This is a genomic window from Sphingorhabdus sp. (genome assembly GCF_044239005.1).
GTDB lineage: Bacteria > Pseudomonadota > Alphaproteobacteria > Sphingomonadales > Sphingomonadaceae > Sphingorhabdus_B.
Genome location: NZ_JBIICH010000066.1, coordinates 1 through 11,841, shown reverse-complemented (window position 1 = coordinate 11,841; position 11,841 = coordinate 1). Strand labels below are relative to the sequence as shown.

Sequence of the window (11,841 nt, the reverse complement as noted above, 5' to 3'; positions counted from 1 at the left end):
GGTCACTGGCTATGTCGCATTTGGCGAAGGCTGGGCGCTATATGCCGAAGCCTTGTGCAAGGAAATGAATGCGTTTCCGGACATTGCCGCTGATTTCATGCGGCTGGATGCAGAGCTGTTCCGTGCAACGCGTCTCGTAACCGATACCGGCATTCACGCGCTGGGTTGGACAGAGGACCAAGCCGTGACCTATATGAACATAACGGGCCGGCAGCCGATTGAACGGTCACGTTCCGAAGTACGCCGCTATATCACGCTGCCCGGGCAAGCCACTGGCTACAAGATTGGCATGCTTAAGATCATGGCAGAACGCAAAAAGGCCGAGGCGGCGCTTGGCGCGAAATTCGATATCAAGGGTTTCCACGACCTTCTGATCGCGTCGGGTTCGCAACCCTTGTCCATCCTTGAACGCCGCGTCGATGAATGGATCGCCGCGCGGGCGAAATAAGCCCGCACGTTAAAGATCGGGGACAGTTGGCTTGCTTTGCGGTACTTTTAATGGGCCGCTCCGCAGGCCATTGTCCCCGTTTGCCCCGCCAAAGTAAAGGCGCAGCATAAGCGCCAGTGCGACTGGAGCAATTATTGCATAAAGCCCAAATTAGCGCCGTTAAACCGGCCAATGTTGGGCGAGATGCTGGGTAGTTCACTGGGCGCCACGCCGAACCAAGTGGCAAGTGTTGCAGCATATTGATCGACTGAAACCGTTGGAAGCAAACGGCCAAGGCCGACTTGGTCGGGGCTTCTAACCGAGATTTGTGGGGCGACACCGTAATAGCGGCCGCCTTTAACCGCGCCGCCCATGATGAAGTGGTGCGCGCCCCAGCCATGGTCGGATCCATCACCATTGGACTGCAGCGTGCGGCCAAAATCGGACGCCGTGAATGTCGTCACTTTGTCCGCTATGCCCATTTCTACGGTAGCGCGATAGAACGCATCAAATGCAAAGTCGACCCGGTCCATTAGCGTCGCGTGACCCGTAATCAAATTGTCGTGAAGGTCAAAACCACCCAAGCTGACCATAAACACCTGCCGCTTTACGCCCAGCGCTTGGCGCGCCGCGATCAACCGCGCAACAATTTGAAGCTGGTCAGCTAAAGTGTTGGTGCCGGACACTGGCCGGAATGATGTCGCAAGGGATGTGGGCTGGAGCGCAGCATTAACCACAGCTTCCGCATCAATGGAGCGGCGCGCTACCCTATTATACTCGGCTTCAAAGATATTGTTGCTCGACTGTGTCAACAACGTCCGGAGGGCGTTGCTGCCCGCCGTAGAGCCAAATAACGGGCTCTTGAGACCATTGATGGACGTCGCCCCGGCTGTCGAGATTTGATAGGTGATCGCGTCCTTCCCGGCCAAAAACACGGTATTGCCTGCCGCAGAGATACAGGTGAACAGTGAATTGGTATTGCTGGAAAGGGCTAGGTCGCCCATGCGGCCGCCCCAACCGTCGGTGGCACCTTCGGGCTTGGATGACTGCCATGTCGATTGTTGGTCATTATGCGAAAACAGTTTCGCGGGCCGGGGGTTTGCGACCCAATTGCTGCTTTGATATTGGGCCAAAGTTAATGGCGCAATAAGCGGGCCCACATTCAGCAATGGCGCAATTTTACCTGCATCAAACAATGCCTTCATGCGCGTCATTTGCGGTGCGAGCGCATATTGCACATTATTGGTCAGCACTTGACCATTGGCGGGGGTAAGGGCGGTTGCCGCGAGGGACGAACGTGCTAACGTAATCCCGCCTGCGGTTTGTCCGGGGCCGCCGCCGCGAATGGCGCTGTACAGGTCGTAATTTGCCGAGTCATAAGGGATCAACGTGCTGTTATGGTCGTTGCCACCGTTCAGAAATACGCAGACCAATGCGCGATAATCATTGCCTGCGCTGAAAGCCGCTGCCTCCCCCATGCCCGCAAGGCCCATGGCCCACGACCCCGCAGTCCCAGCCACGGCCAGTTGTTTAGAGCGGCGAAGAAAAGCGCGTCGTGATATATCTTCCATCTTGCTAATGTGCACGATACGCTCCCTATTTTTGGACGAGATAATCGGGGGATGCAAACACCAGAAGTGTCGCCAGATACACGCGTCGTTCCTTGTCTGCCAATGAACTGGTGTCAGTCACCGTCGTTGCGTCAAGTGCAGCCTTGATGGTCGCTTTGGTGGCGTCGGTGAGCTGGTTTGCTGACAAGAGCAAAGACAGCCGGTTCAGTAAGGTCGCCGTGTTGGAAACCATTGCTAACTCACTTGTATACGTCGCTTTGACGTCGTTGTTCACGCCGTTGGCGGATCCGATGGCTGAAGCCATGAAGTTGATATATCCGGCAACACTGACTTCGGTAACGATTTGGAATTCAGGTGCGACAAGCGCGTTGGTTGCGATGGCGGTATTGGCGGGGACATATCCCGGCCGGTAAAAATTGAATACAGAAGGCGCCCGCAAGGGACTTTGGCCAAGGCTGGTGCCGGGATTGGACAAATTTGCGATGGTCCAGTTTCCGGATCGCGATGTGGCACCGAAATTTCGGGCCCATTGCGTAAAGCGCAATACGGGCTCGCGAACTTTGCCAAAGGTCGGCGACGTTAGCCCGGCAGCATTTGTCGCTTCATCATCAAGTAAAATCGCCTTGAACACCGCCCGCAGATCACCACGAACGCCCGAACCATTATTGTTAAATATCTTCGCAACACGGTCAACATAGCCAGCGCTAGGGTTACTCGTCACCAAACGCTGGATCATTTGCTTTGAAAAGAATGGGCCCACATTGGGATGGTTGAAAAGTGTGTCCAGCGCGATTTTCATTGATGTTGGAGCATCGGTGTTGGCCGGAATAGTTGTGCCCAAAAATGTTTTTTCCAGCATGGAATGTTCGCTGGTGGTTTGTGGCCTTGACCATCTGGACGGATCGCTTGTCATCGGCCTTATTACAGATTCTAAGGGTGCGACTGATTGTGATGGAAAACGGACGGACGGCGTTCTGACCAAATTCGCATAGTCATAACTATAGCCGGTAAATACCCGCGCGAGGTTGGACACATCGGAATTGGTATATGTTTCGATAGGCTGGCCAGTGGTGCCGGTTTTTTTGGTGCCATCATTATTTAGCTCATTCAAACCAATGGTGAAAAGCTGCATGACTTCACGCGCATAATTTTCGTCGGGCACGCGGCCGGTCCGCGTATCTTCTTTCTTGTTATCAAGCATGCTCAGATAAACGCCCATTGCGGGGTTTAGCGTGACATCTTCCAGTAGCTGACGGAAATTACCAAGAGCATTGCGGTTAAGAACGTCCCAATACGCCGCCATGGCATTGGACCGCCATGTGATTTCGATGCCGTTGGTCGACACGACAAAAAATTCCGAAAGCGCGTACGCCAATCTTTTGCGAACAGGGTCGGGGCTGGCAATCAACTGGTTCCAGACCATGTAATCCGCTAAATTGTCTCGGAAATAAAACTCATCGACCGTCACTTGGTCGTAACCGCGCGATGACAGCCAGGCAACGCCTGTCTGGCTAATCGGAATATCCATCTGTTTGTCGAGCCAGGCCACATAACCCACAGATCGAATGTCCGCGATTTCCGGTTCCGTCGCCGCAAGGCTGGCCTTCAAAATGAAACGGGCGGCTTCGCCATCTGTCGCAGGTTTCGAAACTTGCACTGTTGGTGCCAAAACAGAGCTAATTGGATTGCCGTCCGTTCCGCCACCGCCACCGCCACATGCGGCCAGCGCCAATGAGGCGGCGGGGATTGCAAAAACAGCGGACGATTTTTCTTCGGCCATTACCTGCGGCGCAGCGAATGCATCTGGGTAGCTATCCGCTTGCGTTGTCCCTTCCAGAGCTGCGCATTCAGCTTGCGTCATCACACTATCCCCCCAACCATATGGCCAATTCCAAGGTAAGGAAAGGCCCTGGTTCCCACCGCCGTTGCCGCACATGTGTAATGATGTTACGCTGACAAATGGTTTGACTAAACTATACTTTTTCCCAGCCCCAGCAATGAATTTTTTTGTTGCGATGGGTGGGGTAGGAGATTAGTCAGCAGCATGGTAACAAGCGTGATTTAGGCTCGGTATATGGTCAACAGACGCTTCGCTCTCCCTATTTTTGCAGTTCTTCCTCTCGCGGCATTTTGTTCCGCGGCGCACGCAAATGTTTTTGAACGCAAACAAAATGGCAATCTCGTCGAAATATCCCAGCCGGCATGGCGGGCGGACGCGTCGCGGTCTGTTGAACGTCGAAATGGTCCCACAACAAATTCCGCATCCAATTCTTCCCAATCACAAAATGCCGTGCGGCAGCATATTCAGGTTGCGGCAACACGCTTCGGCGTTGACCGCAATCTGGTCGATGCGGTTGCTTGGCAAGAGTCACGATATAATCCGCGCGCCCTTTCCACGGCGGGTGCGATGGGCGTGATGCAACTCATGCCTGGGACTGCACGGCAATTGGGTGTGTATAACCCGCAGGATGTGGAACAAAATGTGGCTGGTGGGACCGCTTATTTGCGTCAGCAGCTTGAACGCTTTGGCAACAATGTGCCACTTGCTTTGGCGGCATATAATGCTGGACCAGGGGCGGTGATGAAATATGGTGGCATCCCGCCGTACCGCGAAACGCAAGATTACGTCCGCCAAATAATGCAACGCTTGTCGGCAACATCGGCCAATCGCGCAGGATATTGAGGTTCATGATGACATATAGATTCAAACGCTTTTTTGCATGTGCTGCGCTCGCTTTGGCTATTCCAAAAAATGCGATGGCGCAGGTGGCGAATGTCGATCCGCAAGGTTCGGGGCCAATCGTGAACGCGCTTAGCTGGATACAGGGCACACTGCTTGGCAATGTCGCAACGACTGCTGCCGTAATCGCCGTTGCGGTTGTGGGGCTGATGATGCTGACCGGACGCATGAACTGGCGCTTTGGTGCGACCGTTATCATTGGCTGCTTCATTCTCTTTGGTGCCACAGCGATTGTCTCGGGTATTCGTGTCGCTGCAGTTGGCGGTTAAGGCATGACCCCACTGAACCGCACGCCGATATTCCGGGCATTAACACAGCCGCAGATGTTTGCGGGCGTCACATATAGCTATTTTGTCATAAATCTGGTCGTCACGACCGAGATTTTCCTGATCACACGGTCATTCTGGGCGATTCCGGCTGCCGCCGTCATCCATGCGATTGGCTATATGGCCTGTTTGCGGGAGCCCCGGATTTTTGATCTCTGGATTACGAAAATAAGCCGTTGCGGCCGCACGCGCACGCATGATCTTTGGCGCTGCAACAGTTACCGGCCTTAATCCATGAAAACGGCCGCCCAAAAAGCAGCAGCTTTGGACCCATGCGCTGGGGACCGTCTGCCTTATGCCGGACATTTGGATGACCATACGGTTATGACCCGCGGCGGCGACCTGATCCAGATGATTCAGGTCGATGGCATTGCCTTTGAAACTGCCGATAGCGAAACGCTGAACCATATGGCGGCGGTGCGTGATGTTGTGATGCGCGGCATCGCGAACTCCAACCTGATGTTATACTGCCATGTCATTCGTCGTCAGGTGACCGCCGAATTATCGGGTGCGCAACCCGACGGTTTTGTCCGCGACCTTGACGATGCGTGGCAGCAGCAACTGCGCGGCAAAAAACTCTATATTAATGACATGGTGCTGATGCTGGTTCGTCGGCCAGCCCAAGGAAAGATTGGTTTTTTTGACCGCCTGACCAAATGGGGCAATGGAACACGTAACAGCGCCGAACGGCTGGCTGACCAAACGCGGGAACTGCGCGAATTGGATGCGGCGCGCACCAACCTGCTCTCCGCCCTCAGCCGCTATGGCCCGCGCCTGCTTGGTCGCTATCGCGACGCACATGGCACTTGTTCTGAACCGCTGGAGATATTGTCGGCGCTGTATAATGGCGAAATGCAGCCCGTGCTTGAACCCACCGGCGATGCTGGCCAATATCTGCCATATAAGCGGATCAGCTTTGGCCTTGATGCCCTCGAATTGAAAGGCGCAAGTGCCAACACGTCGCGTTTTGGCGCTATCGTTTCCATCAAGGATTATCCTGCATATACGGCACCGGGTATGCTCGATAACCTTCTGCGTCTGCCGCATGAGCTGACGATGACGGAGAGCTTTGCTTTCATCGACCGACAGATTGCGGATGAACGCATCGGGCTTGCGCTACGCCGGTTGCGCGCGGCGTCGGACGAAACCACCACCCTGCGCCAAGGCCTTTTGGGTGCAAAGGATGATCTCACCGGCGGCGCTGCAGCTTATGGTGAGCACCATCTGACGGTGCATGTCCGCGCGATGACCTTGGCCGCGCTGGATGCGGCCGTTGCCGATGTACAAGCCTCGCTTGCCGATATTGGCGCGGTTGCCGTGCGTGAGGATCTCAATTTGGAAAGTGCCTTTTGGGGTCAGTTTCCGGGCAACGCAGATTTTATTGCGCGCAAGGCTTTGGTGTCGACGGCCAATTTGTCCGGCCTCATTTCGCTCCATGGCTTTCCAATCGGCGTGCCTGCTGGCGGCCCATGGGGTGAGCCTATCACGGTCCTCGAAACCACATCCAGCACACCCTATTTCTTTAACTTGCACAGCGGTGATTTGGGCAATTTCACGCTTATTGGGCCATCGGGTTCCGGCAAAACGGTGGTGCTCAATTTCCTGATTGCGCAGGCGCAGAAATTTTACCCCCGCACGTTTTTCTTTGACAAAGATCGCGGGGCCGAGATTTTCATTCGCGCCATTGGTGGGCATTATGATGTCTTGCGGCCCGGCACGCCAACCGGATTCAACCCGCTTCAACTGCCCGAAAATGCAACAAATCAGGCATTTTTGCGGCAATGGCTCTCGCAGATTTTAACGCCGGCGGGCGGGCAGCTTACTGCCGATGAAAACGCCATCATCTCAAGCGCGGTTGATGCCAATTTCGGCCAACCGACCGAATACCGCCAATTGCGCTATGTGGTGGAGCTATTGGCTGGCGGCGCACGCCCCACCCGTGGCGATCTCGCTTCGCGCCTTGCCCCTTGGTATGGCGCGGGGGAACATGCATGGTTGTTCGATAACCCGACGGACCAGTTAAACCTCGATACAAGAACCGCTGGCTTTGACATGACCGCGTTGCTGGACAACCCCGAGTTGCGCACGCCTGCGATGATGTATTTGTTCCACCGCGTCGATGAACGTTTGGACGGCAGCCCTTCGATGATTGTCATCGACGAAGGATGGAAGGCGTTGGATGATGACGTCTTTGTGCACCGGATGAAGGATTGGATGAAAACGATCCGCAAACGCAATGGTGTGGTTGGTTTTGCCACACAAAGCGCAAGCGACGCGATTGAAAGCAAAATTGCCGCGACCATCATTGAACAATCCGCCACGCAATTGTTCATGAGCAATCCCAAGGCGCAAGCATCCGATTATTGCGGTGGCTTTGGGTTGACCGCGCATGAGCTTGATCTCGTGCGCTCCTTGCCCGAACACTTACGCTGCGTTTTGATTAAGCAAGGCGGGAACAGTGTCGTTGCGCGTCTGGATATGGGCAATATGCCCGATGCGATCACGGTGTTGTCCGGCCGTGAAGCCAGCGTGCGCAAACTGGACGAGCTTCGCAGCGTTCATGGTGATGCACCCTCCGAATGGTTGCCGATGTTATTGCAAGCAGCGCAGGAAGGCGCGTTGACCCCGTGGCCAGCCGCAAGCAGGACGGGCAGGCAAAGCTGATGGCAAATTGCGTTGCCCTTAACCCTGCAGCCGGTTCGGCAGAAACGATGGTCAATGCCGTCGATTGTTACATCCAGTCGACCGTGCAAGCGGGCTATGCCAATTTGCTTGGCCAAGGCAGCGTGTTTAGTGTTGCCTTAACCATTGCGTTGACCATTTACGTCGCGATCATCGGTTACCGGCTGATATTTGGACGGTCGTCCCTCAGCGTGGGCGAGATGATGCCGCGCATGATCATGATCGGTGCCGTGCTGGCGCTGACGAGTAACTGGGCGACATATCAGGTTTTGGTGTATGACGTGCTGACCGATGGGCCGCACGAAATCGTGCGCGCCATTAACCCTAATGATGGCAATGTGCGCGGTATGACCGAACGTGTCGATATGCTGTCGGGCCGCATGGTCGACCTTGCGGATGCCTGGACCGAATTTGATGCGCGGCCGGAACAGATGCTGCCGGCAAGCCCAACGGCACCTGCACCCGGGGCGCTTCCAGTGACCGCAAATAATATCACCGCTGTTGTCGCGCCAAAGGATTCGCTTGGCCCCAATATGCTGTTGTTGAGCGCGTTGTTGCTGGTGCTCGCATCGGCAGGTGTCTTGGTCGTGGCGAAAATCATCTTGGGCCTGTTGTTACTCCTTGGCCCCGTCTTTGCCGTGCTGGGCTTATTCCCCTCTACACGCGGCTTGGCACTTGGCTGGGGCCGTGCGGCGATCATGATGGCGTTGGTGCCTATTATGACGATGATCACATCAGCAGGGGCCATGGCGGCGCTTGAGCCCATATTGACGCAAATGTATGTGTCGGCGGGCCAAGGTGATTTTTCATTGCGCGCGGCTTTGACGATATTGGTTGTCGTGCTCATCATGGTCGCGGTGGCGGTGCAGTTGTTCCGCATTGGCCGCACGATTGTCAGCGGCTGGACCTTGCCCTTTGGGCAACACCGCGCAGCTGATAATTCGGTTTCAGCGCCAGCCGCGGATGTCCCGATGCCGTCGAATAATGTCGTGTATAATGAACGCATGCAGTCGCTGGTCGGCGCTATTGAGCGTTCCGCCGCCGCAGCCGCCAACATGGACCCGGGCAACCCGCGTAGGATATTGTTGCCGCAGCCGGCATATGCGGATGCCAGTCAAGCAGGACAAAAGAATAATTATTTCGACCGGCGCATTTCGCGGGGCCCCGTCAATGCGGTCCGCGCGCCGATTAAAGCCATTAGGAACGTTGCATGACCCGACATTATCATTGGCTGGCCCTTATCACCATGGCGATTGGCATCGCTGTTATGCAGCCGATGGCAGCATCAGCGCAGGTTGCGCCAAATATCCGTTATGTGGACTATAACCCCGATGCCGTCATTCGCCTGACCGGCCATACCGGCTATCAAATGATGCTTGAATTTGAGGCCGGTGAACAGATTGAAACCGTTGGCATTGGTGACGCCTCTGGGTGGCAGGTGACCCCGAATGGCGCAGGAACGGTCATGTTCCTGAAACCCGTGGGCCTGCCGCCTGCGACCAATTTATCGATCATCACAAATATGCGGCGGTACAATTTGGAACTGCTGGCCAAATCCGGCCAGCGTGTACCGCAAAGCCAGATTATTTATGCGGTGCGCTTCCGTTACCCACCCAAAGTCACGGCAGACGACAATATGGCAACGCCGCCGCCGTTGATTTCGACCCCGCCTGAATTGTGGAACCGCGCCTATAGCTATGACGGCGCAACGGCCAATGTGCCGGAGCAAGTGTTTGACGATGGCAAAGCGACCTATTTCCGCTTTGCCGCTGGATCAGCGGCGCCTGCCATTTTCAGCATTACGCCCGATGCCGGCGAAAGCATCGTCAACTTCGCTGTGCGCGGGCCGTACACTGTTGTGGAACAAATTGCGCCGCAATTTGTGCTGCGTCATGGCAAAGAAGTCACGATCATCTTTAACGATGCCTATGCCGTGCCGACACCCGGCGCAGATGCCCCAAAGCCACGCGCGCCAAAAAAGAAATGCGGGCTTTTTGGGTGCAAATCGATGGAGGCCAAGCCGTGAGCATATTTAAATCGGGCAATACGGACCCGCGCACCGCCATTGATTCTGATACGCTTGAAGAGGCGAACCAACGGATTTTGTCGCCGGTGGCCATGCCAAATGGTTTATCCCCGGGAATGAAATTGGGCGTAGTGGGCATTGGCTTGCTTGCCATTTTAACCTTTAGCAGCCTGGCCAACAGCCGGAATGAAGCAGACCAAGTTGCGGCACAGGCTGCAGCCGTCTCGACGCCTGCAGTTGTTCCCCCCGGCGGCCTTGTGCCGCAACCGACGTTGCGTCCGGGCCCACCGGAATTGCCGCCGCCAGTGCTTGTCCCGCCGCCCGTGAATAACCCAAATGGGGCAGCAATGGGCATCGTTGGGCCCGTAGCGGTTGGTCCGAACCGCTTTCAAGCCCCGGGCATCGTCGTAGATACCACAAAAGGCGGCGTCGCCATGGTCCCGCCCACGCCGGGTCTGGCAGGCGCCAAAAATGACGACTTGAGCGCGGAAGACAGATTTTCCGACCGGGTTGCGGCTGGTGAAAATGCGCCTGCACGCGCGGTGCGTATCGCCAACAGCAGCTATACGGTGCCGCAGGGTGCCATTATCGCGGGCGTTCTTGAAACGGCGATAAACTCCGATCTGCCGGGATATGTGCGTGCTGTTGTCAGCCGCGACGTCATGGGCTTTGACGGCCGACGGGTGCTAATCCCAAGCGGAAGCCGCTTGATCGGGCAATATCGCTCGGGCCTCGCCGCGGGGCAATCGCGCGCGTTCATCGTCTGGACACGGCTGACCCGCCCCGATGGCGTAACCGTGTCGCTGGGCTCGCCCGTCACCGACCCGCTTGGCCGTGCGGGCTTAGGGGGTAAAGTGGATAGCCACTTCCTGAAGCGGTTTGGTTCGGCGATATTGTTGTCAGTTGTGCAATCCGGCCTTGGGCTTTTGCAGCAGGGTGGCAATGATGTCATCGTCCGCACGGCCGATGATGCCAAAAGCGTTGCCGGTATTGCCTTGCAGCGGGACATCAACATCCCGCCGACGGTAAAAGTGGCGCAAGGGACAGCCATCCGTATTTTCATCGCCCGCGACCTCGATTTTTCGGGTACCGACGGCGATGCGCAATGAGGCATGCAGCGCCCGTGGCTGGCGATGCCGAAAATGTCTATCTCAACAGCTATCTCGCGCCATTTGGCGAATGGCTGGCCTGCGATGATGTGACCGAAATATTGGTGAACCGGCCGCATGAAATATGGGTTGAGCGGCTTGGGTTGGCGCAGATGGAGCGCCACGACGCACCACAGATTGACAGCCAGTTGCTGGAACGCCTTGCGCACCAGATCGCGCGCATCAACCATCAAGGGGTTAGCCGCGAAAGTCCGTTGCTCGCCGCCATATTGCCGGGCGGTGCCCGCGTGCAGATGGTGTTGCCGCCTGCAACGCGCGGCGAGGTTGCGCTCGCGATCCGCAAACACCGGCTGCAAGACATGACGCTGGAAAACTATTTTGAACAAAGCGCGCTTCCATCGGTGCGTAATGCCGCCGACAATGGCCCCATGCTTGCGGCGCTTTTGCAGAAACAAGATTATCTTGGCTTTTTCCGTGCGGCCGTTGCGGCGCGTAAAACGATCCTCATTTCTGGCGGAACGTCGTCTGGTAAAACGACATTGCTGAACGCGCTGCTAAAGGAAATTCCGCAACATGAGCGGGTCATTTCCATTGAAGACACCCCTGAAATCCGGCTGAGCAGCGACAATGCGCTTGGCTTGGTCGCTGTGGCCGGCGATCAGGGTGAGGCACGCGTGACGGTGGACGATCTTATGCGCGCTTCGCTGCGTATGCGGCCGGACCGATTGATCGTGGGCGAGTTGCGTGGCGGCGAAACGGTCACGTTTTTGCGGGCCATCAATACCGGTCATCCCGGTTCCATCAGCACGGTGCACGCCAATTCACCCCAAGGCGCGTTCGAACAAATTGCCTTCATGTGTATGCAGGCCGGACTTGGTCTTGGCCGCCTCGAAACGATGGAGTACGCCCGATCCATGATCGACGTGGTCATCCAACTGGACCGCCACAGCGGTCAACGTG

The 11,841-nt window shown here is 56.1% G+C and carries 11 protein-coding genes; 9 read left to right on the top strand and 2 right to left on the bottom strand.

The features are described 5' to 3' along the window. On the top strand, window positions 1-448 hold a 448-nt coding region (locus tag ACILQA_RS06650; RefSeq protein WP_395628995.1), incomplete at its 5' end, for a DUF885 family protein. 131 nt (window positions 449-579) lie between these two features. Here ACILQA_RS06650 and ACILQA_RS06645 read toward each other — a convergent pair. Beyond that, window positions 580-1,947 (bottom strand): DUF1501 domain-containing protein, encoded by a 1,368-nt coding sequence (locus tag ACILQA_RS06645; protein WP_395628994.1) that lies wholly within the window; start codon window positions 1,945-1,947, stop codon window positions 580-582. A gap of 76 nt (window positions 1,948-2,023) precedes the next feature. Next, window positions 2,024-3,859, bottom strand: a complete 1,836-nt coding sequence (locus ACILQA_RS06640; RefSeq protein WP_395628997.1) for a DUF1800 family protein — start codon at window positions 3,857-3,859, stop codon at window positions 2,024-2,026. Between the two features lie 429 nt (window positions 3,860-4,288). On the opposite strand from ACILQA_RS06640, the gene ACILQA_RS06635 reads away from it, so the two are divergent. From ACILQA_RS06635 to virB11, 8 genes are all read left to right on the top strand, one after another. After that, a complete protein-coding gene (locus ACILQA_RS06635; protein ID WP_395628993.1) occupies window positions 4,289-4,681 on the top strand; it encodes a lytic transglycosylase domain-containing protein in 393 nt (130 codons plus the stop codon). A gap of 8 nt (window positions 4,682-4,689) precedes the next feature. Beyond that, window positions 4,690-5,007, top strand: a complete 318-nt coding sequence (locus tag ACILQA_RS06630; RefSeq protein WP_395628996.1) for a TrbC/VirB2 family protein — start codon at window positions 4,690-4,692, stop codon at window positions 5,005-5,007. 3 nt (window positions 5,008-5,010) lie between these two features. After that, window positions 5,011-5,295 carry a type IV secretion system protein VirB3 gene (locus tag ACILQA_RS06625; RefSeq protein ID WP_395628992.1) on the top strand — a complete coding sequence of 95 codons (285 nt, stop codon included), beginning with the start codon at window positions 5,011-5,013 and terminating at the stop codon, window positions 5,293-5,295. Window positions 5,296-5,298: 3 nt separating this feature from the next. Further along, a complete protein-coding gene (locus tag ACILQA_RS06620; RefSeq protein ID WP_395628991.1) occupies window positions 5,299-7,728 on the top strand; it encodes a VirB4 family type IV secretion/conjugal transfer ATPase in 2,430 nt (809 codons plus the stop codon). Then, a complete protein-coding gene (locus ACILQA_RS06615) occupies window positions 7,692-8,960 on the top strand; it encodes a type IV secretion system protein (RefSeq protein WP_395628990.1) in 1,269 nt (422 codons plus the stop codon). Before ACILQA_RS06620 ends, ACILQA_RS06615 begins: the two co-directional genes overlap by 37 nt. Beyond that, a complete protein-coding gene (locus tag ACILQA_RS06610; RefSeq protein WP_395628989.1) occupies window positions 8,957-9,772 on the top strand; it encodes a TrbG/VirB9 family P-type conjugative transfer protein in 816 nt (271 codons plus the stop codon). The genes ACILQA_RS06615 and ACILQA_RS06610 overlap by 4 nt, the downstream gene beginning before the upstream one ends. After that, on the top strand, window positions 9,769-10,881 hold the full coding sequence (gene virB10, locus ACILQA_RS06605; protein ID WP_395628988.1) for a type IV secretion system protein VirB10: 1,113 nt from the start codon (window positions 9,769-9,771) through the stop codon (window positions 10,879-10,881). The genes ACILQA_RS06610 and virB10 overlap by 4 nt, the downstream gene beginning before the upstream one ends. Continuing rightward, window positions 10,878-11,841: P-type DNA transfer ATPase VirB11 (gene virB11 / locus ACILQA_RS06600; protein WP_395628987.1), on the top strand; the 964-nt coding region annotated here is incomplete at its 3' end. The genes virB10 and virB11, both read left to right, overlap by 4 nt.

Excerpts from the sequence above, each read along its gene's own strand:
- ACILQA_RS06640 (WP_395628997.1), bottom strand. The coding sequence starts at position 3,859 with ATGACGCAAGCTGAATGCGCAGCTCTGGAAGGGACAACGCAAGCGGAT.
- ACILQA_RS06630 (WP_395628996.1), top strand. The coding sequence starts at position 4,690 with ATGACATATAGATTCAAACGCTTTTTTGCATGTGCTGCGCTCGCTTTG.
- ACILQA_RS06625 (WP_395628992.1), top strand. The coding sequence starts at position 5,011 with ATGACCCCACTGAACCGCACGCCGATATTCCGGGCATTAACACAGCCG.
- ACILQA_RS06620 (WP_395628991.1), top strand. The coding sequence starts at position 5,299 with ATGAAAACGGCCGCCCAAAAAGCAGCAGCTTTGGACCCATGCGCTGGG.
- ACILQA_RS06610 (WP_395628989.1), top strand. The coding sequence starts at position 8,957 with ATGACCCGACATTATCATTGGCTGGCCCTTATCACCATGGCGATTGGC.